Origin of the sequence: Mycolicibacterium rhodesiae, assembly GCF_002086695.1 — a bacterium.
Taxonomy (GTDB): domain Bacteria; phylum Actinomycetota; class Actinomycetes; order Mycobacteriales; family Mycobacteriaceae; genus Mycobacterium; species Mycobacterium rhodesiae.
Genome location: NZ_MVIH01000011.1, coordinates 49,878 through 71,838 on the forward strand (window position 1 = coordinate 49,878; position 21,961 = coordinate 71,838).

The 21,961-nt window shown below is 67.5% G+C and carries 27 protein-coding genes; 12 read left to right on the forward strand and 15 right to left on the reverse strand.

The genetic code is table 11. The features are described from left to right. Positions 1-51 precede the first annotated feature (51 nt). The 3 genes from BST42_RS20640 (at position 52) to BST42_RS20650 (ending at position 2,483) form a co-directional block, all read left to right on the forward strand. Complete coding sequence (locus BST42_RS20640; protein ID WP_083121189.1) at positions 52-573, forward strand: gamma carbonic anhydrase family protein; 522 nt, start codon at positions 52-54, stop codon at positions 571-573. A 69-nt stretch (positions 574-642) separates the two neighbouring features. Next, positions 643-1,785, forward strand: a complete 1,143-nt coding sequence (locus BST42_RS20645; RefSeq protein WP_083121190.1) for an NAD(P)H-binding protein — start codon at positions 643-645, stop codon at positions 1,783-1,785. Further along, positions 1,782-2,483, forward strand: coding sequence for a CPBP family intramembrane glutamic endopeptidase (locus BST42_RS20650; RefSeq protein ID WP_083121191.1), 702 nt, complete (start codon positions 1,782-1,784; stop codon positions 2,481-2,483). Before BST42_RS20645 ends, BST42_RS20650 begins: the two co-directional genes overlap by 4 nt. On the opposite strand, the gene BST42_RS20655 is transcribed toward BST42_RS20650, so the two are convergent. Further along, positions 2,480-3,766: an MFS transporter gene (locus BST42_RS20655; RefSeq protein WP_083121192.1), complete on the reverse strand. Its 1,287-nt coding sequence runs from the start codon at positions 3,764-3,766 to the stop codon at positions 2,480-2,482. The two genes, BST42_RS20650 and BST42_RS20655, sit on opposite strands and share 4 nt — an antisense overlap. Before the next feature lie 116 nt (positions 3,767-3,882). Beyond that, positions 3,883-4,689: an enoyl-CoA hydratase gene (locus BST42_RS20660; protein WP_083121193.1), complete on the reverse strand. Its 807-nt coding sequence runs from the start codon at positions 4,687-4,689 to the stop codon at positions 3,883-3,885. Between the two features lie 97 nt (positions 4,690-4,786). On the opposite strand from BST42_RS20660, the gene BST42_RS20665 reads away from it, so the two are divergent. From BST42_RS20665 to BST42_RS20675, 3 genes are read left to right on the forward strand one after another with little or no spacing between them, the layout of a single operon-like run. Next, complete coding sequence (locus BST42_RS20665; RefSeq protein WP_083121194.1) at positions 4,787-5,872, forward strand: CaiB/BaiF CoA transferase family protein; 1,086 nt, start codon at positions 4,787-4,789, stop codon at positions 5,870-5,872. A gap of 54 nt (positions 5,873-5,926) precedes the next feature. Beyond that, entirely contained in the window at positions 5,927-6,694 is a 768-nt protein-coding gene (locus BST42_RS20670) for a 3-hydroxyacyl-CoA dehydrogenase (RefSeq protein ID WP_083121195.1), read from the forward strand. 7 nt (positions 6,695-6,701) lie between these two features. Beyond that, positions 6,702-7,700 (forward strand): NAD(P)H-dependent flavin oxidoreductase, encoded by a 999-nt coding sequence (locus BST42_RS20675; protein ID WP_083121196.1) that lies wholly within the window; start codon positions 6,702-6,704, stop codon positions 7,698-7,700. Positions 7,701-7,781: 81 nt separating this feature from the next. Here BST42_RS20675 and BST42_RS30335 read toward each other — a convergent pair whose 3' ends face one another. Further along, a complete protein-coding gene (locus tag BST42_RS30335; RefSeq protein ID WP_096312721.1) occupies positions 7,782-7,913 on the reverse strand; it encodes a hypothetical protein in 132 nt (43 codons plus the stop codon). 173 nt (positions 7,914-8,086) lie between these two features. Between BST42_RS30335 and BST42_RS20680 the strand changes: the two genes are divergently transcribed. Further along, positions 8,087-8,719 (forward strand): class I SAM-dependent methyltransferase, encoded by a 633-nt coding sequence (locus BST42_RS20680; protein WP_083121197.1) that lies wholly within the window; start codon positions 8,087-8,089, stop codon positions 8,717-8,719. Here the strand turns inward: BST42_RS20680 and BST42_RS20685 are convergent. Then, positions 8,716-9,432: an NAD-dependent deacylase gene (locus BST42_RS20685; RefSeq protein ID WP_083121198.1), complete on the reverse strand. Its 717-nt coding sequence runs from the start codon at positions 9,430-9,432 to the stop codon at positions 8,716-8,718. The two genes, BST42_RS20680 and BST42_RS20685, sit on opposite strands and share 4 nt — an antisense overlap. A 37-nt stretch (positions 9,433-9,469) precedes the next feature. Here BST42_RS20685 and BST42_RS20690 point away from each other — a divergent pair, with 37 nt between their 5' ends. Next, positions 9,470-9,835 carry an Rv1152 family transcriptional regulator gene (locus BST42_RS20690; RefSeq protein ID WP_083121199.1) on the forward strand — a complete coding sequence of 122 codons (366 nt, stop codon included), beginning with the start codon at positions 9,470-9,472 and terminating at the stop codon, positions 9,833-9,835. Between the two features lie 4 nt (positions 9,836-9,839). Here the strand turns inward: BST42_RS20690 and BST42_RS20695 are convergent, their stop codons facing one another. Further along, the gene (locus tag BST42_RS20695) at positions 9,840-10,667 is read right to left on the reverse strand and encodes a class I SAM-dependent methyltransferase (RefSeq protein ID WP_083121200.1); all 828 of its coding nucleotides are present in this window, start codon (positions 10,665-10,667) and stop codon (positions 9,840-9,842) included. Then, the gene (locus BST42_RS20700) at positions 10,664-11,185 is read right to left on the reverse strand and encodes a DUF1697 domain-containing protein (protein WP_083121201.1); all 522 of its coding nucleotides are present in this window, start codon (positions 11,183-11,185) and stop codon (positions 10,664-10,666) included. Before BST42_RS20700 ends, BST42_RS20695 begins: the two co-directional genes overlap by 4 nt. Before the next feature lie 31 nt (positions 11,186-11,216). Between BST42_RS20700 and BST42_RS20705 the strand changes: the two genes are divergently transcribed. Both BST42_RS20705 and BST42_RS29685 read left to right on the forward strand, forming a co-directional pair. Next, positions 11,217-11,660: a PPOX class F420-dependent oxidoreductase gene (locus BST42_RS20705; RefSeq protein ID WP_083121202.1), complete on the forward strand. Its 444-nt coding sequence runs from the start codon at positions 11,217-11,219 to the stop codon at positions 11,658-11,660. A 21-nt stretch (positions 11,661-11,681) separates the two neighbouring features. Next, positions 11,682-11,858 carry a DUF5302 domain-containing protein gene (locus BST42_RS29685; protein WP_165760891.1) on the forward strand — a complete coding sequence of 59 codons (177 nt, stop codon included), beginning with the start codon at positions 11,682-11,684 and terminating at the stop codon, positions 11,856-11,858. Here BST42_RS29685 and BST42_RS20710 read toward each other — a convergent pair. The 8 genes from BST42_RS20710 to BST42_RS20745 all read right to left on the reverse strand — a co-directional run bounded on the left by BST42_RS20710 (position 11,855) and on the right by BST42_RS20745 (position 19,652). Further along, on the reverse strand, positions 11,855-13,057 hold the full coding sequence (locus BST42_RS20710; RefSeq protein ID WP_083121203.1) for an MFS transporter: 1,203 nt from the start codon (positions 13,055-13,057) through the stop codon (positions 11,855-11,857). The two genes, BST42_RS29685 and BST42_RS20710, sit on opposite strands and share 4 nt — an antisense overlap. Before the next feature lie 99 nt (positions 13,058-13,156). Continuing rightward, a complete protein-coding gene (locus BST42_RS20715; RefSeq protein ID WP_083121204.1) occupies positions 13,157-14,791 on the reverse strand; it encodes a monocarboxylic acid transporter in 1,635 nt (544 codons plus the stop codon). After that, positions 14,788-15,138, reverse strand: coding sequence for a DUF485 domain-containing protein (locus tag BST42_RS20720; protein ID WP_083121205.1), 351 nt, complete (start codon positions 15,136-15,138; stop codon positions 14,788-14,790). Before BST42_RS20720 ends, BST42_RS20715 begins: the two co-directional genes overlap by 4 nt. Positions 15,139-15,269: 131 nt before the next feature. Next, on the reverse strand, positions 15,270-17,000 hold the full coding sequence (locus BST42_RS20725; protein ID WP_083121206.1) for a sodium/solute symporter: 1,731 nt from the start codon (positions 16,998-17,000) through the stop codon (positions 15,270-15,272). After that, the gene (locus tag BST42_RS20730) at positions 16,997-17,377 is read right to left on the reverse strand and encodes a hypothetical protein (protein WP_083121207.1); all 381 of its coding nucleotides are present in this window, start codon (positions 17,375-17,377) and stop codon (positions 16,997-16,999) included. The genes BST42_RS20725 and BST42_RS20730 overlap by 4 nt, the downstream gene beginning before the upstream one ends. Then, a complete protein-coding gene (locus tag BST42_RS20735) occupies positions 17,370-18,152 on the reverse strand; it encodes a LytR/AlgR family response regulator transcription factor (protein ID WP_083121208.1) in 783 nt (260 codons plus the stop codon). Before BST42_RS20735 ends, BST42_RS20730 begins: the two co-directional genes overlap by 8 nt. 8 nt (positions 18,153-18,160) lie before the next feature. Next, positions 18,161-19,342 (reverse strand): sensor histidine kinase, encoded by a 1,182-nt coding sequence (locus tag BST42_RS20740; protein WP_083121209.1) that lies wholly within the window; start codon positions 19,340-19,342, stop codon positions 18,161-18,163. A gap of 13 nt (positions 19,343-19,355) precedes the next feature. Next, positions 19,356-19,652, reverse strand: coding sequence for a DUF732 domain-containing protein (locus BST42_RS20745; RefSeq protein WP_083121308.1), 297 nt, complete (start codon positions 19,650-19,652; stop codon positions 19,356-19,358). A 71-nt stretch (positions 19,653-19,723) separates the two neighbouring features. Here BST42_RS20745 and BST42_RS20750 point away from each other — a divergent pair, with 71 nt between their 5' ends. Further along, the gene (locus tag BST42_RS20750) at positions 19,724-20,293 is read left to right on the forward strand and encodes an HhH-GPD-type base excision DNA repair protein (protein WP_083121210.1); all 570 of its coding nucleotides are present in this window, start codon (positions 19,724-19,726) and stop codon (positions 20,291-20,293) included. Between the two features lie 12 nt (positions 20,294-20,305). Further along, positions 20,306-20,452 carry a hypothetical protein gene (locus BST42_RS20755; RefSeq protein ID WP_005147085.1) on the forward strand — a complete coding sequence of 49 codons (147 nt, stop codon included), beginning with the start codon at positions 20,306-20,308 and terminating at the stop codon, positions 20,450-20,452. A 71-nt stretch (positions 20,453-20,523) separates the two neighbouring features. On the opposite strand, the gene BST42_RS20760 is transcribed toward BST42_RS20755, so the two are convergent. After that, positions 20,524-21,924, reverse strand: a complete 1,401-nt coding sequence (locus tag BST42_RS20760) for a wax ester/triacylglycerol synthase family O-acyltransferase (RefSeq protein WP_083121211.1) — start codon at positions 21,922-21,924, stop codon at positions 20,524-20,526. Positions 21,925-21,961: the final 37 nt, after the last annotated feature.

The following is a 21,961-nucleotide window of genomic DNA, read 5'->3' on the forward strand; positions in this document are numbered from 1 at the left end:
GAGCGCTGCCCGGCGCCGGGCTCCGGAACGCGTCTGCCTACGATGTCGGCCATGGCCGAACCACTGATCATGTCCGTTGGCGGGCACAGCCCCGAACTGCACGCCGAATCCTGGGTAGCGCCCAATGCGGCGGTGATCGGCCAGGTCCGGCTCGCCGCGCGGGCCAGCGTCTGGTATTCGGCGACGCTGCGCGCCGAGGCCGAATGGATCGACGTCGGCGAGGGCAGCAATATCCAGGACGGCTCCACCGTGCACGTCGACCCGGGGTTTCCGGTGAAGATCGGTGCGGGCGTGACGGTCGGGCACAACGCCGTGCTGCACGGCTGCACGGTCGAGGACGGTTCGCTGGTCGGGATGGGCTCGATCGTGCTCAACGGCGCCGTGATCGGCGCGGGATCGATCGTCGCCGCAGGCGCGGTGGTGCCGCAGGGCATGATGGTGCCGCCGCGATCGCTGGTGGCGGGCGTTCCCGCCAAGGTGCGCCGCGACCTGTCCGACGCCGAACTGGACGGCAATCGGATGAACGCCGCGGTCTACGAGCACCTCATCGACCTGCACCACGACTCCGCGTAGCGGCCGGCGGGATCGATCTCACACCGCGGTCAGGTTTGCGCCGCGGCAAGACTGCCGATAAGTCCTAGCGTGAACTCGAAGCGGATCCTGGTCACCGGTGCCACCGGATACGTCGGTTCCCGGCTGGTGGCGCGTCTGCTCGACGACGGTCACGAGGTCGTCGCCGCGACCCGCAACCCGGAGAAACTCGGCCGGTTCGGCTGGTGCGACCGGGTGACGGCCGTCGTGTTCGATGCCGACGATCCGACCTCGGTCGAGACGGCGCTCGCAGTCTCCGGGCCGATCGATGTCATCTACTACCTGGTGCATGCGATCGGCCAGCCCGGCTTCCGCGAACGTGACAACGCCGCCGCGGCGAACGTGGGCAAGGCCGCAGCGGCCGCCGGGGTCGGGCGCATCGTGTACCTCGGCGGGTTCGTGCCTGACGACGACACGCTGTCCGAGCATCTGGCCGGCCGGGCCGAGGTCGCGGCGGCGCTGGCCGTCGAAGGCGGCGCCGAACTGGTCTGGCTCGGAGCGGCGGTGATCATCGGCGCGGGCTCGACGTCGTTCGAGATGGTCCGCTACGTCGGCGACCGGTTCTGGGTGATTCCGTTGCCGCCGTGGGCCGACCACGACATCGAGCCGATCTCGATCAGCGACGTGCTGTACTACCTGCTTGCCGCGGCCGATCCGGCGGTTGTGCCGGCGGGGTCGTACGACATCGTCGGGCCCGACGTCGTGACCTATGGCGAGCTGCTGCAGACCTATATCGACGCGGCGGGTGAACTGCGGGCCGGGCTACCGGTCCGCGACATCCTGCCGCAGGCAGTCGTCGGCCGGGTGGCCGGCGCCGCCGTACCGGTGCCCAGCGGATTGGCCGCCGATCTCATCGAATCGCTGGACCATCCGATGACGGCCTCGGACACTGTCTTACGTGATCATGTCCCGGACCCGCCCGGTGGGCTCACCACCATCGAGGACGCTGTCGCCGCCGCGGTGGCCAGCCCACCGCCGCGTCCGGTCGACCGACTGGCCGACCCGCATCATCTGGCCGACAGTGATCCAGCGTGGGCCGGTGGAGACGCACTGCAACTGCGGCGCATGGCAGCCACGGTGACGCCCGGGGTGGCGCGCCCCGCGCTGCGCCTGCTGAACTCGGTGCCCGGGCCGCTGGCCGGGGTGCTGCGGACCGGCCTGGATCTATTGCTGGCGAAAGTTCGCATGTTATGACGGTGCTGGCTGAGCTTCGATCGGTAGCCTCCAATGTTGCTGTACCACATCAGGAGTGGCCGTCGGCGATCCGCCGGCGGCGCATCGCCGTGTGTGTGGTGCTGGTTCTGGGGGCGGCGCTGCTCGGCCTGTCGCTGACCCGCAGGCCCGGCGATGCGGCGTTCTACTGGCTGACGATGGCGCTGGCGGCGACGTGGGCGTTCGGCGCGCGGGCATCGGGCCCGGTGCACCTTGGGTGTATCCGCTGGCGCGGCCGTAACCAGCGCCCGGTCATCACCGGGCTCGCGATCGGATTGCTGCTCGGCGGCGTCTTTGTGCTCGGCGGGCTGGTGACCCGGGAGATCCCGCCGGTAGCCGAAGCGATCACTCGCGTGCTGGAGTACGCCAACCACGGCAGCTTGTTGCTGATCGTCGTGATCACCCTGGTGAACGGCTTGGCCGAGGAGATGTTCTTTCGCGGCGCGCTGTACACCGCACTGGGTGCCTTCCATCCGGTGGTGATCTCGACGGTGCTCTACACCATCGCGACGTGTGCCAGCGGCAACTGGATGCTCGGCTTCGCCGCGATCATCCTTGGCACGGTGTGCGCCCTGGAACGCCGAGCCACCGGCGGAGTGCTGGCACCTGTGCTGACCCACGTGGTCTGGGGTTTGATCATGGTGTTGGCACTGCCGCCGATGTTCGGCGTCTGGCGTTAGCGCAGCGGGTGGGCGATCTCGTCGCGCGGCATCCGCGCCGCGACGAGCGCCACCGCGGCCAGTAGTACCGGCGCTATACCCGTCACCGCGAAGATGAGTTCCACCGGAACCACTTTCGACAGCGGGCCCGCGACCGCCATCGACACCGGCATGAACGCCAGCGAGACGAAGAAGTCCAGGCTCGACACCCGGCCCAGCATCTCCGGCGGTACCCGCCGCTGCAGCAACGTGCCCCAGATGACGCCGGCCCCCTCGCCGAGCCCGATGACGAACAACGAGATCAGGATCAGCGGCAGCGAGGACGTCACCCCGACGATCACGAACGGCAGCGACCCCGCACCCCACATCGTCATCATCACCGTGAGGTAGCGACGAGGCAGTGGTCGTGACGACACCACCACGGCGCCGATCGCACTGCCCACTCCGAACGCGGCGAGCATCAATCCGTACACCTGCTCACCGTGCTCGAACCGGTTGTGGGCGATGAACGGCAGCAGCACCTCGATCGGGCCCATCGCCAAAAACACCCACGTGCAGGCGAACAGCAGCGTCCAGCGCAACCATCGGGTGTGCAGGACGAACCGTAAGCCGTCCCTGAGATCGGTTAGCGCGTGCGGCTTTTCGCGGTCGACGGTCAGCACGATGTGCTCGCCCTCGCCTTGGCGCATCGACACCAGAAGGATCAGTCCGATCACCATCAACACGGTCACCGTGACCGAGCCGAGCGCGGGGAAGGTGAGCCCGACCAGCACGCCGGCGACCGCCGGGCCGACGGCCTGCTGCAGGGTCGGCCGGACCGCGCCTTCGACACCGTTGGCCGCCAGCAGTTGTTCGGCAGGCAGGATGCGCGGCAGGTAGGCGTTGTAGGCAGGGAAGAAGAAGGCCGCGCCGATGCCGAGAACCGTTGCGGCCGTTGCCATATGCCATAGTCGCAGCTCGCCGAGTAAGCCGAGGATCGCGACGGCGCCTGTGGCGGCTGCGTTGGCGGCCTCGACGGCGATGATGATCGCGCGTTGCGGTACGCGGTCGGCGACGATTCCACCGACGAGCATGAAGGCCAGCATGCCGCCGGCCAGGCAGGCGGCCACCAGGGACAGCGCGGCGGGATCGTCGGCCAGCGCGATGACCTGCAGGGCCATCACCACGGTCCACATACCTTCGGCGAACAGGAACAGCGACATCGCCGTGATGAGCAGCCGGAACTCGCGGTAGTGGAAGGGTGCAAGCACGCGCCAGCGGCCGGTGGTCTTCACCGGCTTGCCTACGTCGTAATGCGTACTCATGCCTTCGATGGTCGCCGACGGGTCCGGGCTGCGTCCAACGATTTTCGGCGCGCCCAAAGTGCAGTTGTTAACGCAAAAGCCCAGGAAAGGTCGCCAACAAGTGCAGTATGGGCGACTCAGTCGTCGGTGAACGTTGGCGAGCGGTGCTCCTGGAACGCCCGCGTACCCTCGCGGAAGTCTTTGGATGCCAACAGGATCAGCTGGCCTTCGCTTTCGCGGCCGATCGCCGGCTCGAGCTCGGTGAGCGTCGCTGCGTTGATCGCCTGCTTGGTCTTGCGCAACGCGATCGCGGGACCGGACACCAGCTTGTCGAGCACCGCCGCCACCCCGGCCTCCAGCTCGTCGGCCGGATACACCTCGCTGACCAGACCGAAGCCGAACGCGTCGGCTGCCGAAATACGCTCGGCCAGAAGCGCCATCTTCATGGCACGGGCACGCCCGATCGACGCAGCCACCAACGCCGACGCACCGCCGTCGGGCATCAGGCCGATCTTGGTGAACGCCAGCAGGAAAAACGCCTTCTCCGAGGCCAATACGATGTCGCAGGCCAGTGCGAGCGACACCCCGACTCCGGCCGCAGGCCCGTGCACCACCGAGACCACCGGCTTGGGCAGATTGATGATCGCGCGCACGGCGCGGTTCGCCTCCTGCAGCACCTCGTCCGGGGTGTCCGGCCGGCGTGCGGACTGATCCTCGGCGCTGATGCCCGCGCCGGAGCTGAACCCACGTCCGGCACCGCGCAGTCGCACGACCCGGACCGCCGCGTCGTCGGCCGCATGCTCCAACACGTCGGCCAGCGTGCGCAACATGATCGCGTTCAAGGAGTTCAGGCTGTCGGGCCGGTTCAGCGTCACCGACAACACTCCGCGCTCGAGCGACACGGTCAGTTCCGGGACACCGGTATATGCGTCGATGGTCGTCATGGCTGCACCTTAGCCCCGGCAGGGGCGCAGCCCACGACGGGTCGGGCCAGGTGTAAATAGTTAAGGCGGCGATCAATCAACTGGAGGGTAGACACCTATGGCCGGACCATTGCACGGTTTGCGCGTCATCGAATTGGCGGGCATCGGACCCGGCCCACATGCCGCGATGATCCTCGGTGACCTGGGCGCCGACGTCGTCCGCATCGACCGGCTCGGCAAGGGCACCGGCACCCCCAGCAACGACTACCTGCTGCGCAACCGTCGCTCGGTCGGCGCCAACCTGAAGGACCCAGCGGACCGCGACATGGTTCTGGGTCTGATCGCCAAGGCCGACGTCCTCATCGAGGGATTCCGTCCCGGTGTCACCGAACGCCTCGGGCTCGGTCCGGAGGACTGCGCCAAGGTCAACGAGCGCCTGATCTATGGCCGAATGACCGGGTGGGGACAACAGGGGCCGCGCAGTCAGCAGGCCGGCCACGACATCAACTACATCTCGCTCAACGGCCTGCTGCACGCCGTCGGCCGGGTCAACGAACGTCCCGTCCCGCCGCTGAACCTGGCCGGCGACTTCGGCGGCGGCTCGATGTTCCTGCTGGTCGGCATCCTGTCCGCGCTGTGGGAGCGGGAGCGTTCCGGCAAGGGGCAGGTCATCGACGCGGCCATGGTCGACGGCTCGAGCGTGCTGGCCCAGATGATGTGGGCGTTCCGCCACATGGGCATGTGGAGCGACGAGCGCGGCACCAACATGCTCGACACCGGAGCGCCCTACTACGACACCTACGAGTGTTCCGACGGGCGGTACGTGGCGGTCGGCGCGATCGAGCCGCAGTTCTACGCCGAACTCATCGAAAAGCTCGGGCTCACGGACGCCGACCTGCCCGACCAGAACGACATCAGCCGCTGGCCGGAACTGCGCGCGGTGCTCACGGACACCTTCGGCAAGCACGACCGCGACCACTGGGCCACGGTGTTCGCCGGCAGCGACGCGTGCTGCACGCCGGTGCTGTCGTTCGCCGAGGTCGACACCGAAGCGCACAACACCGAGCGCAATACCTTCTACACCGAAGCGGGCTCGACGTTCCCCGCTCCCGCGCCGCGGTTCTCCCGGACCGCACTCGACACCCCGGCCGCGCCCGGCGTACCGGGAGGCGACAACGAGGCCGTCCTGCGCGACTGGGTATAGTCCCCAACCAACCAGTAGGTCGAGCTATCTGAAGTATCTGAAAGGAAACCATTCGTGGAGATCAAGGACGCCGTAGCCGTCGTCACCGGCGGAGCCTCAGGTCTGGGCCTGGCCACCACCAAGCGGCTGCTCGACGCGGGCGCCTCGGTGGTCGTCATCGACCTCAAGGGTGAAGAAGTCGTCGCCGAGCTGGGGGAGCGGGCCAAGTTCGTCGCCGCCAACGTCACCGACGAAGAGGCCGTCACCAAGGCGCTCGACATCGCCGAGTCGCTCGGCCCGGTACGCATCAACGTCAACTGCGCAGGTATCGGCAACGCCATCAAGACCCTGGGCAAGGACGGTCCGTTCCCGCTGGACGGCTTCAAGAAGGTCGTCGAGGTCAATCTGATCGGCACGTTCAACGTCCTGCGCCTGGCCGCCGAGCGGATCGCCAACACGGACCCGCTCGACGACGGAAAGGGCTCAGCGGAGCGCGGCGTCATCATCAACACCGCCTCGGTCGCGGCGTTCGACGGCCAGATCGGGCAGGCCGCCTACTCGGCGTCCAAGGGCGGCGTGGTCGGCATGACCCTGCCGATCGCACGCGACCTGTCGCGCAGCCTGATCCGGGTGTGCACCATCGCCCCGGGCCTGTTCAAGACCCCGCTGCTGGGTTCGCTGCCCGAAGAGGCCCAGCGCTCGCTCGGCCAGCAGGTGCCGCACCCGGCCCGCCTCGGCGATCCCGACGAGTACGGCGCGCTGGCCGTCCACATCGTCGAGAACCCGATGCTCAACGGTGAGGTGATCCGGCTGGACGGCGCGATCCGCATGGCCCCGAGGTGATGAAGCGATGACGATCAAAACGAAGTTCACCGAGACCTTCGGGGTCGAGCACCCGATCGCCCAGGGCGGGATGCAGTGGGTCGGTCGCGCGGAACTCGTTGCCGCCGTTGCCAATGCCGGCGGACTCGGCTTCATCACCGCGCTCACGCAGCCGACCCCGGCGGATCTGGCCAACGAGATCGCCCGCACCCGGGACATGACCGACAAGCCGTTCGGGGTGAACCTGACGATCCTGCCGGCCATCAACCCGCCGCCGTACGACGAATACCGCCAGGTGATCGTCGACGCCGGGATCAAGATCGTGGAGACCGCCGGATCCAACCCGGCACCGCACCTGCCGATGTTCCACGACAACGGCATCAAGGTGCTGCACAAGTGCACATCGGTGCGCCATGCGGTCAAGGCCCAGAGCCTGGGGGTCGACGGCATCAGCATCGATGGGTTCGAGTGCGCCGGACACCCCGGTGAAGACGACGTCCCAGGTCTGGTGTTGATCCCGGCCGCCGCCGAGAAGATCGAGATCCCGATGATCGCCTCGGGCGGCTTCGCCGATTCCCGCGGCCTGGTGGCCGCGCTGGCGCTGGGTGCCGACGGCATCAACATGGGTTCGCGGTTCATGTGCACGGTGGAGTCGTGCATTCACCAGAACGTCAAGGAAGCCATCGTCGCCGGCGACGAGCGCGGCACCGAGCTGATCTTCCGCAGCCTGCACAACACCGCCCGGGTGGCGTCCAACGTCGTATCACGTGAGGTTGTGGAGATTCTGAAGGGCGGCGGTCAGTTCGAAGACGTCAAGGACTTGGTGGCCGGTGTGCGTGGCCGCAAGGTGTTCGACGACGGCGACATCGATGCCGGTATCTGGACCGTCGGCACCGCGATGGGCTTGATCAACGACATCCCGACCTGCGATGAGCTGATCTCGAGGATCGTCTCCGAAGCCGAAGAGATCATCAGCGGACGGTTGGCGGGAATGATCGCCGGCCAAGACGCAAAAGTGCCCGCCTGATCCCAGGCGGGCACTACCCACATCAAAGCTCCGGACGGCGCGTCACCGCATCATCGGTGGGGCGCCGTTTGGCGCTGAGCGCTAGCTCGCGTTGGCGAGCGGGGGCTTGTCCTCGAACTGCTCGGAGGTGTCACCCTCCACGAGGAAGTCACCGTGATACAGCGCGTCGAAATCGATCTTGATGACATCGGCACTGGTGTCGTCGATCCACATACCCAGGACTCTATGAGCCACCATTAAGGAATCTTTGAGCCCCGATTCGGAGTTTCCTGGCAATTGTTACTCGCGAGTCAGGTTGTGCCTTACTCAAAAGTCAGGTTGGTCACACGTGCGGCCAAAAACCACCTGCGACTAGGGTGGCTCTGAGCAGGGAGGACATCACAGATATGTCACAGCAGACCGTCGACAACCCGTTTTTCGCCCGCTTCTGGACCGTGCTGTCCGCGCACGAGTCGCAGGCCATGCGCAGGCTCCGCCGAGAGAATCTCGCGGGGCTGCACGGGCGTGTCCTGGAGGTGGGTGCGGGCACCGGAAGCAACTTCGAGTTCTACCCCGACACGGTGACCGAAGTCGTCGCGCTCGAGCCCGAGACCCGCCTCGCGCCGCTGGCCGAACAAGCTGCCGCGGCGGCCCGGGTCCCGGTCACCGTGATCGAGTCCACCGTCGAGACCATGCCGGCGGCCGAGCCGTTCGACGCGGTGGTGTGCTCGCTGGTGCTGTGCTCGGTCGCCGATCCCGAGGGGGTGCTGCGGCAGCTCAACTCGGTGCTGAAGCCGGGCGGCGAGCTGCGCTACTTCGAGCACATCGCCGAAGGCGGATGGCGCGGTCACGTGCAGCGGGTGGCCGACGCCACGATCTGGCCGCGGTTCGCAGGCAACTGCCACACCCACCGCGACACCGAGCTTGCGATCTCCGGGGCCGGGTTCGTCATCGAGACCGCACGCCGTGAAGCGCAGTTCCCGGCGTGGGTGCCGCTACCAGTGCACGAGGTCGCCTTGGGCCGGGCGACGAAGAACTAGTTCTTCAACAATTCGGGCAACTGCGCAAGCAGTGTCGGCAACGCGGTGCTGGCCGACTCCCGAATCGTGAGCGTCGCATTCGCCGACAGCGGCGTCGGCTCGGGGTTGACCTCCACGACGACGGCTCCACGGGCCAGCGCCACATCCGGCAGGCCGGCCGCCGGATAGACGATCCCGGACGTGCCGACCACCACCAGGACGTCGGAGGTGGCCGCCGCTTCAACGGCGGCCTGCCACGGCTCGTCGGGCAGCTGCTCGCCGAACCAGACGATGCCGGGACGGATCAGCCCGCCGCATTCGCAGTGCGGTGGCATCTTCTCCAGCTCGGGCTCCGGCATGTCCGGCAGCGGACCGTGGTAGCGCGAACCGCAGGTGTCGCACCAGAACTCGAACAGGCTGCCGTGCAGGTGGTGGACCGGGCCGCTGCCCGCCCGCTCATGCAGATTGTCGACGTTCTGGGTGATCACCGAAACCTCGGCGTAGTCCTGCCAGCTCGCCACCGCGCGATGCCCTTCGTTCGGTTCGACCTGCTGCACGAGGTGATGTCGCCACAGATACCAGGCCCACACCCGTTCGGGGTGGTTCTGCCAACCGTCGGTGCTCGACAGTTCGTAAGGGTCGTACTTGGCCCACAAACCGGTCTTGTCGTCGCGGAACGTCGGCACGCCGCTCTCGGCGGAGATCCCCGCCCCACTCAGCACCGCGATACGCACATCCCCCAAAATAGCCGGTCTAGGCGATACTTAGCATGTGTCGGATTTGGGGGTCTGGTTACGCGTCGACGGGCAGGCCACGCGTCCGCTGTTTGATCAGCTCAGAACACAGATCATCGAGGGGATCCGGGACGGGCGCCTTTCGCCCGGCACCAGACTGCCGACGGTGCGCGAGCTGGCCGGTCAGCTGAATCTGGCCGTCAACACCGTCGCGCGGGCCTACCGGGAACTGGAAACCGCAGGCATCGTCGAAACCCGCGGCCGCTTCGGAACGTTCGTGGCCCGCGCCGATCCCGCCGACGCCGCGATGGCCGCGGCGGCCCACGCCTACGTGGAAGCCGCGCGAGCGCTGGGATTGGGCAAGCAGGAGGCGCTGCAATACCTGGACAACGCGTTCGGCTGAGCCGTCAGCCGAATTCCAGCAGGGTGTAGGAGCCGCGGAAGCGCTTCGTCGGGCCGAAGTTCCAGATCGCCGGCCACACCTTGTCGAAGAAGAAGCCGCGGCCTTTCGGCATCGGGATGTCGTGGACCGCGGTGATCCCCGGCACCGTGTTGACCAGGTCGGCCAGTTGGACGGTGGTCAGGCTGAACGGCATCGGCGGGACGCGGTAATGCTTCGAGGACTTCATCCCCTTCGGTGCAAGCTTCTTGACGAACACCGGCGGCACGTCGAAGAACATCTGGCCGCCCGGAAAACGCTTGGCGCACTGGGCAATAAGATCCATCGCCTCGTTCGGCTGCAGATACATCAGCAGGCCTTCGGCGGTGATGAACACCCCGTTGGCGGTATCGACCCGGTCCATCCAGCTGTAGTCCAGCGCGGACTGCGCCAGCGCGGTGATTCGCGGAGACGGCGGAAGCAGGCGCTCGCGCAGTTCGATCACCGGCGGCAGGTCCACCGACATCCAGTGGAATTGGGGATCGGGGATGGCGTCGCTCAACCGCCAGAAGCTGGTCTGGAAGCCTTCGGCGAGCGCCACGACGGTGGCCTGCGGGTGCGCGCGCAGATAGCTGACCGCGCAGGAGTCGACGGCCAGCGACCGCAGCGCCATCTCCTGGCCCTTGCGGCCGAACTTGTCGAAGTCGAAGTCGATGGAGTCGACGACCTTGATGGCCATCGGGTCGCGCAGGATCGCGCCGGGCAGGCTCGCCTGATGTGCGCGGCCGTTGAGGGTCAGCAGCGCGGTTTCGGAGACACCACCGAGCTGGCTGGCGTCGATCTTCTGCGTTGTCATTTCAGTACCTTCGCCAGAGTGCGCAAGTTGCGCGTGGTGGTCGACGATTTGTAACGCTTCTTACCCATCGTCTTACCGACGGCCGAGTCCAGCGTGGAGGACTTGGGAACCTGCCAGTACAGGACGCCGTCACCGCGTTCGATCTTCTCGTCGGGTCCGGCGTCGCCGGCCAGATCGGCCAGCTCGTCGAGAACTTTCTCGTCGCTGACGAACGTCACGTACGAGTGATGGCCCTCGACCTCGCGTTCGAACGGATAGCCGTCGGCGATCGCGCGAAGAGTCTCGAGGTCGTAGACCAGAACCCAGGCTTCGTACCCGAACGCATCCCTAAGTGCCGCTTCGGCTTTCGTGCGCACCGTCTTGGCGGCGGCACCGCTGTCGAGCAACACGTTGCCGCTGGCCAGGATGGTCTTGACTTCTGTGAAGCCGGCGCCGGTGAGCGCCGCGGCGACGTCGGCCATCTTCATGGTCGTTCCGCTCACGTTCACACCGCGCAGGAAAGCCGCGTAGCGGGTCATGTTCTCGATGCTAGCGACGTAGGCTCGGGGGATGTCCCGTCAGGTGTTCGACGACAAACTGCTGGCGGTGATCGCGGGCAACTCACTGGGCGTGCTCGCGACCATCAAACGTGACGGCCGCCCGCAGCTGTCCAACGTGACGTATCACTTCGACCCACGCAATCTCGTCGTCGAAGTCTCCATCACCGAGCCGCGCGCCAAGACCCGCAATCTGCGCCGCGACCCGCGCGCTTCGATCCTGGTGTCCTCCGACGACGGCTGGTCCTATGCCGTCGCCGACGGCAACGCCGTCCTCAGCCCGCCCGCCGCGGAACCGCACGATGACACCGTCGAAGCGCTCGTCGCGCTGTATCGCAACGTCGCGGGTGAGCATCCGGACTGGGACGACTATCGACGCGCCATGGTCACCGACCGCCGGGTGCTGCTGAAGTTGCCGATCTCGCACCTCTACGGAATGCCGCCCGGCATCCGCTGACGCACCGGTTAGTCTGACCGCATGGCCGAATCAGAGTCCGAACCGCAGGACGACAACAAGCGCAAGTTCCGTGAGGCGCTCGAGCGCAAGAAGGCGAAGTCGGCGGGCGGCTCAGCGCACACCGACAGCGGCCCCAAGCAGCCCCGCTCGCACGGGCCGGCGGAGAACCGGCGGGAATTCCGTCGCAAGAGCGGCTAGCCGGCCGCCTGCTCGGAAAGCTCTGCCGCAGGGCGTGATTCCTGCCAGAGGATAGCCGCCAGGCAGGCCAGGGCCAGCACCCCGACCGCGACCGCGAACACGGTGCCGCCGGTGCGCAGCCCCCACGCCTGCGCGGCGAAACCCTCTCCGATCACCGGGATCGAAATCGCGATGTAGGCCACCACGAAATAGGTGGAGCTGACCTCGGCTCGTCGCTCCGCCGGAGTGCGTTCGGCGACCGCCGCCAGACCGCGGCTGAAGCTGATGCCTTGACCGGCGCCGGCCACCACGGCGGCGGCGATCAAGCCGGGCAGTGACGAATAGTGCAGGGCCACAACCAGAATGCCCATGCCAACTGCCAGGATGGCGCAGCCCAGCGCTACCGCACGCTGCGGTTCGATACGGGTTCCGGCGATCTGCGCGATCGCCGAGGCGCCGAAGATCGAGCCGGCCATCAGACCGGCCAGCGCATGATTGCCGATCCCGATGACGTTGGTCAGCAGCGACGGCGCCACCGAGGTGAACAGCCCGGTGACGGCAAAACCGGCGAAAGCCGCCAGCGCCGCGGTGATGAACACCGACCGCACCTCGGGCGGCACCGAAAGCCGTTGCAGGCCGAGCTTTCCGGTGCGGCTGGACGTCTCGGGCACCGACAGGATCGCGACAGCGGCCAGCACCATCAACCCGATGTGGACGAGGTAGGTGAGCTTCAGCGGGCTCGGCGCGTACTGCGCAAGGATGCCGGCCAGGATGGGCCCGGTGCCGAGGCCGCCGATGTTGGCGATGGTCGCCACCGCCGCCGCGCGGGTCCGCCAGCTCGCCGGCGCGGCTTCGATGACCGCCGCGGTGGCAGTGCCGGTGAACACGCCCGCCGACAACCCGGAGAGCACCCGGCCCACCAGAAGCTCGGGCACCGAGTCCGCGAACAGGAACATCACCGCACTGGCCAACGCGGCGCCGACACCGGCCAGCAGCACCGGGCGTCGGCCGATGGCGTCGGACCAGCCGCCGAACACCAGCAGCGCGAACAACACCCCGCCTGCGTACGTGGCGTAGATGACCGTCGTCGTCAGTACCGCGAAGTGCATCTGCTCGGAGTACAGCGCGTACAGCGGAGTCGGCAGCGTGGTGCCCACCATGATCGCGGCGAACGCGTAAGCCAACAGGGCGAAGGCGAACGATGTGCGGGTGGATGCCATGCGAATAGTCAACGCGAGCGCGCTGTGCACATTCCTGGCGAGCAGACACAAACTCGGGCGGATCGGTCCTCTGAAGCCCGAGTTTGTGTCTGCTCGGCGCTAGTGGTGCGTGGCTTTCTCCGCACCCACACCGGTCAGCGAGCGGACTTCCATCTCCGCATTGAGCTCCGGATCGCCGGCGTCTTTCGACGTCAGCGTTCCGACAACGCCGAGGATGAACGCCAGCGGAATCGACACGATGCCCGGGTTGGCCAGCGGGAACCAGTCGAAGTTCGCGCCGGGGATCATCGCGGCCTTGTTGCCCGAGACGGCCGGCGAGAAGATGATCAGCACCAGGCAGCTGATCAATCCGCCGTACATACTCCACAGCGCACCGCGGGTGTTGAACCGCTTCCAGTACAGGGAATACACGATCGTCGGCAGGTTGGCCGAGGCCGCGACCGCGAAGGCCAGCGCCACCAGGAACGCGACGTTCTGCCCGTTGGCCAGGATGCCCAAGCCGATCGCGGCGATACCGAGCACCACCGCGGTGATCCGGGAGACCTTGACCTGCTCCTCCTCGGTCACCTTGTGACTCTTGAGAACGCTGGCGTAGACGTCGTGGGCGAACGACGCCGATGCGGTGATCGTCAGGCCCGCGACGACGGCCAAAATGGTGGCGAACGCGACGGCGGAGATGACACCGAGCAGGATCACCCCACCGAGCTCGAACGCCAGCAACGGTGCGGCCGAGTTCTGTCCGCCCGGTGCGGCCAGGATCTTGTCCGGGCCCACCATGGCCGCCGCGCCGTAGCCCAGCGCCAGGGTGAACAGATAGAACGCCCCGATCAGGCCGATCGCCCACACCACCGACCGCCGTGCTTCTTTCGCGGTCGGAACGGTGTAGAAGCGCATCAACACGTGCGGCAGGCCGGCGGTGCCGAGCACCAGCGCCAGACCCAGCGACAGCAGGTTGATCTTCGAGGTGGTGTTGGCGCCGTACTGGGCGCCGGGCGCCAGCACGTCGCGGCTGGACACGCCCTTGGTGGTGGCCTGATGCACCATGTTCTGCGCCGAACCCAGAATGTCGGAGAAGTTCAACCCGAACTTCGCCAGCACCATCACGGTCATGATGGCGGCGCCGGCGATCAGCAGCACGGCCTTGATGATCTGCACCCAGGTGGTGCCCTTCATTCCACCGACCAGGACGTAGACGATCATCAGGACGCCGACGACCGCGATCACCAAAGATTGGGCGGTGCGGCCGTGCACGTCGAGCAGCAGTGCGACCAGGCCTCCCGCGCCGGCCATCTGGGCCAGCAGATAGAACAGCGACACCGTCAGCGTCGAGGTGGCCGCGGCCACCCGCACCGGGCGCTGCTTCAACCGGAAGCTCAACACGTCGGCCATCGTGAATTTGCCGGTGTTGCGCAGCAATTCGGCGACCAGGAGCAGAGCGACCAGCCAGGCCACCAGGAAGCCGATCGAATAGAGGAAGCCGTCATACCCGTACACCGCGATGGCGCCTGCGATGCCGAGAAAGCTTGCCGCAGAGAGATAGTCACCGGCGATGGCGATGCCGTTCTGCGGTCCGGAGAACGCCCGGCCACCGGTGAAGAACTCGGTGGCGTTGGTGTTGGTGCGGCTGGCGCGGATCACGATGAACAACGTGATGAGCACGAAGGCCACGAAGATGCTGATGTTGAGGACCGGATTGCCGATGCGGGCTGCCTCGGCGAGGACGGTGGTGCTCACTTGGCCGCACCTTCCATCTCGGCGCGGATGGCCTCGGCGCGCGGGTCGAGTTCCCGATTGGCGAACCGCACGTACAAGCCCGTGATGACAAACGTCGTCACGAACTGGCCCAGACCGATGAGCAGTCCGACGTTGACGTTGCCCCACACCTTGATGGCCATGAAGTCGTGGGCGAACGCGCCCAGCAGCACATAGGTGGCGTACCAGATCAGGAAGAACGCGGTGGTCGGGAACACGAAGCGGCGCAGCGTGCGGCGTAGCTCCTGAAACTCGGGACTGGCTTGCATGGCCAGGTATTGGGCGCCGCTGGGATGGGTCTCCCGTGGCGGCAGGTCGGTTGTGGACACCGCGTGCTCCTCAGCTCGAAAAGGTGTGAACTCCGGTCGTGTTCACAGGCTATTGAGAGGCACATCACAGTCCTAGAGCTCGCGCGGGCCATGCGTTGAACGGTTGGCGGTCGGCGCTGAACGGTTTGTGGTCAGCCGCGAGGGACTCGTTCCAGGCCCATCCCCAGGCGCTCCGGCACATGCATGCGGGCGAAGATGCGCGCCACATCGGGTGGTACGTCGGTCCGGGTGACGCGGCTGACGAGCACCATCGTCGCGAATGCCAGCGGAACGGTGATGGCGGCGGGGTAGCCGATCAGCGTGGTCAGCCAGCCGCCGAGCACGTCGTCGCCGACCCAGCCGGTGATCGAGATGAGGATGGCCAGACCCGAAGCCAGTGCGCCGACCACCAACCCGGCGATCGCCCCGGTCGCGGTCAGCCCGCGCCACCAGATCCCGAGAACCAGCAGCGGGCACAGGGTGGAGGCCGCGACGGCGAACGCCAGACCGACACCGCGCGACAGTTCGAGGACCGGCGCCACGACCGACAGGGGAATCGGGATGAGACCGGCGATCAGCGCCACCATCCGGAAGTCGCGGACTCGCCCGCGCAGCACGTCGGTGGACAGCGCGCCGGCGATACTGACCAGCAGACCCGACGAGGTGGCCAGGAATGCCGCGATCGCGCCGGCCGCGACCAGCGCGCCGAGCAACTCACCAGGGAGTCCGGCGACGGCGGCCGACGGCAGCAACAACACCGCGGCGTCGGCCTTGCCGGTGATGAGCAGCTGGGGCACGTACAACCGGGCGAACACCCCGAGCAGCACGGGGAACAGATAGAACAACGACAGCAGCGTGATCACGCTCAGCGCGGTGCGGCGCGCGGCGCGCCCGTCGGGGTTGGTGTAGAAGCGGACCAGCACGTGGGGCAGTCCCATGGCGCCGAGGAATGTCGCAACCATGATGGAAAAGACTTGGTAGAGAGGATGTTTCCCGCCCAATCCGCCGCCGCTGACGATCCACGCCGATCCGCTGGCGGGCGTGCCGACCACGACGGGGGTCTGCGCTCCGGCGGCCAGCGTCAGGGTGGTGCCCTTCTGCAGGCTGTACTCGCCGGGGCTGTGCAGGGCGCCGCTATGGGTCGGGCCGGTCACCGTCACGCCGGCCGGGTCGGCGACCGTGACCACCACGTCGGTGTCGATGCTGACGACGGTCGCCTGGTCCACCGTGGGTGGCAGCGGGCCACCGAGTGCGGGGTGTTCGTGCCCGAAATGCATGAGCAGAGCCAATGCCGGAATTGCGACCGCGGTCAGCTTCAGCCAGTACTGAAACGCCTGGACGAACGTGATCGAGCGCATGCCGCCACCGACGACGTTGGCGATCACGATTCCGCCGACCGCGAGCGGTCCGATCCAAACAGGCACGCCGAGAAGAGTTTTGAGGGCAAGCCCGGCCCCCTGATACTGGGGAATGAGGTAGAAGATGCAGACGGTGACGACGACGAGCATCGCGACCCGGCGCACCCTCGGCGAACCGAGGCGGAACTCCGCGAAGTCAGGGACGGTGTAGGCGCCGGAGCGGCGCAGGGGAGCGGAGACGAACAGCAGCAGACCGAGGTAGCCCGCGGTGAAGCCGACCGGATACCACAGCGCGTCGGCGCCATACTTGGCGATCAGCCCGGCGACCCCGAGAAATGAGGCCGCCGAGAGGTATTCACCGGAGATCGCGGCGGCGTTCCAGCGTGGGCCGACAGTGCGGGAGGCCACCAGGAAGTCGGATGTGGTGCGCGACAACCGAACCCCGTAGGCGCCGACGGCCACCGTGGCCACCGCGGCGGCGATCAGGCCGCCTGCGGTCAGGGCCGTCGCCGTCGATCCGCTCACGGCGGACTCTCGTCGTCGACCACGCCCATGAAGTCGCGTTCGGCTTGTTCGGCCAGTCGGATGAACAGCCGGCCGATGGCGTAGAGCGCCGGGTACACCAGGAGTGCCAGCGTCAGCCAGTTCAGCCGCATCCCGAATACGCTGGCATTCGACAACTCTGGGAACACCGCGTTGATCAATGGCAGCGCGGCCATCCCGCCGGCCACCACCGCCGCCAGTCGCAGCGCCAGCCCGAGCTGGGCCCGCACCAGCCCGCGCACCAGCGCGTCGCCGACCTCGGTCTGCTCCTGCACCTCCACCCGGGTGTGCACCAGACGGCTGCCGCGCCGATGGGCCAGCACGACGCGCTCGCGCTGCGGGCGGCCCGGCCTAGTCATCGGCCGCCCCCGGCCGGAAGGTCCGCATCGGATCACGGATCAGCCGGTCGCGGAGTTCCCGGGCCTGGCGGCGGCTGACCGGAAGCTCGACCGGCGCAGAGGCCCCGTTGGCGCGCAAGCGCACCATGGTGGACGCGCCGGAGGTGCGCAGCCCGGTCACCATGTTCAGCGCGACGAGATAAGACCTGTGCACCCGCTGGAACCCGCGGCTGCGCCAGCGGTCTTCCAAGGTGCTCAACGGAATTCGCACCAGATGCGAGCCGGAGGCGGCGTGCAGGCGGGCGTAGTCGCCTTCGGCCTCGACCCAGCCGATGGTGTCGCAGCGCACCAGCTGGGTGACCCCGCCGAGCTCGACCGGAATGGTGTCGGACTGCGGCTCGTCGGCGGGTGGGGCCGGCTCAGCGGCGCGCGCAGACACCACCCGCCGGATCGCCTCGTCCAGGCGCTCCTTGCGGATCGGCTTGAGCAGATAATCCAGTGCGCCGACCTCGAAGGCGGCCAGCGCCTTGTCGTCGTGCGCGGTGACGAACACGACCGCGGGCGGGTGAGCGAAATTGGCGAGCACACTGGCCAATTCGAGGCCCGACAGTCCCGGCATGTTGATGTCCAGGAAAATCGCATCCACGGTGCGCTCGTTGATGATGCGCAACGCGGACGTGGCGTCGCCGGCTCCGATCACCTCGGCGACGTCCGCGTGCTCGCCCAGCAGGTAGGTGAGCTCGTCGAGCGCCGGGGCTTCGTCGTCGACCGCCAACACCCAGAGCTGCACTGCCACTTCACCTCCTAGACGTGGACGCCCGCACGAAACTTGGGCACTCGCATGATCACCTTCGTGCCCGCCCCCGGGGCGGTCTCGACCACCAGACCGTAGTCGTTGCCGAACGCCGCGCGCAGGCGATGGTCCACATTGCTCAGCCCGACGTGGGCGGTCTGCTCCCCGTCGCCCAGCACGTCGCCGTGCCCGGAGCGCAGGGCGTGCGGATCCATGCCGACGCCGTCGTCCTCCACGCTGATGACGCAGTCGGAACCCTCGTTGCGAGCGATGATTTCGATCGATCCGCCCTGCCGTCCGGCCAGGCCGTGGCGCACGGCGTTCTCGACCAGCGGCTGCAACGCGAGGAACGGCACCACGACGGTCAGCACCTCGGGAGCGATCTGCAGAGTCACCGACAGGTTGGGCCCGAACCGGGCACGTTCGAGGGTCAGATAGCGATCGATGTTGCGCAGCTCGTCGGCGAGCACCGTGTAAGGGCCCGCGGAGCGGAACGAGTAGCGGGTGAAGTCGGCGAACTCCAGGATGAGGTCGCGGGCCCGATCGGGATCGGTCCGGACGAACGAGGCAATCGTGTTGAGCGCGTTGTAGATGAAGTGCGGGCTGATCTGGGCCCGCAGCGCGAGCACCTCGGCCCGGTCCAGGCGGGCCCGCGATGCGTCGAGTTCGGCGAGCTCGAGCTGGCTGGCGGCGTACCGCGCGACCTCGGCGACCGCACCCAGCATGCCCGGCGAGGGTTCAGCGGTGTTGACGACGACGAGCACGCCGATCACCACGCCGTCGTCGTCGAGCAGCGGCTGGGCCACCACGGCGGGGATCTGGTCGCGGGCGAGCACGCGGCGCTGCCCGGCTATCGCGTCCCGGGCCGTGTGGTGACAGACCTCGAGGATGGCCGGCGTCCACAACGCGGCCTCGGGCGGATCGAGCGCCAGAAGGGCGGTATCCCCGTCGTACAGCGCGACACCGTCGGAGCCGGTGAGGCCGCGCAGGTGCGGAGCGGCGCCGGTTGCCGAGTCGGCGTCCAAACCCTTACGCAGAGAGCGTGCCGCCAGCGAGGCGGTGTGCAGCGCGGCGTGCACGGTCCGCTCGGCCGGTGTGGTGACCACGCTGCGGGTCAGGACGGCGATCGCGCCGACGATCGATGCGACCGCGGCGAGCGCGACCGCCAGCGCGAGCGCTACCGCTCCCGACATCTCGGCGCCTCGCCTACTGGACGGGACAGGCGTACTTCCGGGCTACGTCGAACACCCGCTCCTGCGCTCCGGGACCGATCACGCCTTGGGCGGCAAGCTCCAGGCCGATGTATCCCGGTATGCCGCCGATGCACGCCTGGTGTGCGACGCGCCAGGCGGTGTCGGGATTCAGGTTGTAGCCGTTGCGGGCCAGGCCCTGCATGTACAGGTCGAATTCGGGGGTGCCCTGGTCCGGTATCGCGTGCGCGGCGCCGGCCAAGGCGAGAGCGGTCACGACCGCCGCGACCGCAGGAGCAATCACCCGTCTCATGCCGTTCACGATCGCACACCTGAGCGGCCCGGATACCCGAACCGATCCGATCGTCGTCCTAGACTGTCGCCATGGCGAGACTGCAGCTCACCGGAGATCCCGCGTCGGACGAGCTTTTGAGCGAGGATCCGTTCGCCCTGCTGACCGGGATGCTGCTGGATCAGCAGATACCGATGGAGACGGCGTTCGCCGGGCCCCGCAAGATCGCCGAGCGGATCGGCGGCATCGACCCCCGGCTGATCGCCGACTGCGACCCCGAGCAGTTCACTCAAGAATTCTCCAAAACTCCTGCCGTGCACCGATTTCCGGGATCGATGGCCAAACGTGTTCAGGACCTGGCCCGCGAGATCGTCGACCGCTACGACGGCGACGCCGCCCAGCTGTGGCTCGACGGCGATCCCGACGGCGCCGAGGTGCTGCGCCGGCTGAAGGCGCTGCCCGGCTTCGGTGAGCAGAAGGCCAGGATCTTCCTGGCCCTGCTGGGCAAGCAGTATGGCGTCACCCCGACGGGTTGGCGCGAGGCGGCCGGCGACTACGGCAAGGCCGGCACTCACATGTCGATCGCCGATGTGGTCGACAAGGGGTCGCTGGAGGAAGTCAGGGCGTACAAGAAGAAGATGAAGGCCGCAGCGAAGAAATAACCAGGAGGAACCATGAAGACTCACATCAACTGCCCGTGTGGCGAAGCGATCAGCGCCAAGGACGAGGACGAACTCGTCGACCTCACCAAGCAGCACCTCGCCGCAGCGCACCCCGGCATGGACTACGGCCGGGACGAAATCCTGTTCATGGCCTACTAGGCACTTCATCGAGTCAGAACTGAGAGCGACGATTCGCCGAGATATTCGCCCTCGGTTCTATCTCGATGCGATCAGGCCACCCCGACGGCGGCCTCGAGTTCCGCGAGCGCGGTTTCGGTCAGCGGAATGAGCTGGTCGACGTCGGCCATCACCTCACGGTCGGCGATGTAGCCGACGCCGATCTGGTCGGCGTAGGAGCACAACGTCACGTTGAGCGCCATGCCGTCGTACACCACTGACACGGGGTAGATCTCGTCGACGCTCGCGCCGTTGAGGTAACTCCGCCTGGGCGGCCCCGGCACATTCGAGATCGGCAGGTTGTAACTGGGCCGCACCCACGAGCTGAACGGCAGCAGCGGTCCCAGCGCCGTCGGTACGACTGACGGCATCAGGACCATCAGCATTGCGCCCGGGCCCCGCGCCGCAACCTGGTGCTTGACCCCCGCCATCGCCTCGTGCACCAGCCGTAGCCGCTCCGCGGGGTCGTCGCGATTAGTGGCCAGCGGACACAGCCCGAGGCCGAACTGGTTGCCGTGCCCGTTGTCGCCGGCGGTCGCGTCGCGGTCGCGCACAGTCACCGGGCACAGCGCCACGAGCGACTGCTCGGGCAGTTCGTCCTGCGCGGTCAGCCACTCCCGAAGCACACCGGCGACCAACGTCGTCACGACGTCGTTGCCGGTGACACCTGCTGCGTGCTGGATAGCTCGAATTCTGTTGTGGTCCAAGCTGGTTGCCGCAAAGGCGCGCTGGTGGCCCAGCTTGGTGTTGAACCGGGTGTGCGGCGCGCCGAACGGCGCCGCGATCGTGGGCGTGATCAGCCCGCCGACCAGGTTTGTCACTTCCGCCGATGCGACGTTGCGGGCCAGATTCAATCCGGACGCCGCGACACCCGCGACGTCACGCACCACCGACAGTGGATTGAGGCCGCGGCGGCGGGGCGGTTCGGGGGACGTGGCGTCGGCGTAGAACGGCGGCATGTCGCGCCGGTCCGGATCTTCCGACAGCGAGTCGGCGATCATCTTCATGCCCGCGACCCCGTCGATCACGATGTGATGGATCTTGATGTACAGGGCGAGCCGGCCGCCCTCGAGCCCGTCGATCAGATATGCCATCCACATCGGTGCCGACCGGTCGAGCGGCTCAGCGTGCAACTCCGACACCAGCTCCCAGAGTTCCGTCATGCCCGCATCGGGCGCCACGGTAAGCCGACGCACGTGGTGGCGCATGTCCAACTCGTCCACCTCGCGCCACACCCACAAGCCGCCGGTGTCCACGCCGCGGTACGGACGCCGGCGCAGCCGCGGGTCGACCGGGTCGGCGGCGGTCAGGGCCTGGTCGTAGAGCTCGTCGACGAACGCCGTGCTCGAGGTGCCGGCCGGCGGGGTCATGATCAGCGCGACGGCGACGTGCATCGGGCTGGAGATCAGCTCAGCCGTCAGCATCATCGCGTCAAGCGGGTCGAGCGTCTCCATGTGGTACCGACCCCCGTCGGGTTGGAATGCCGATCCC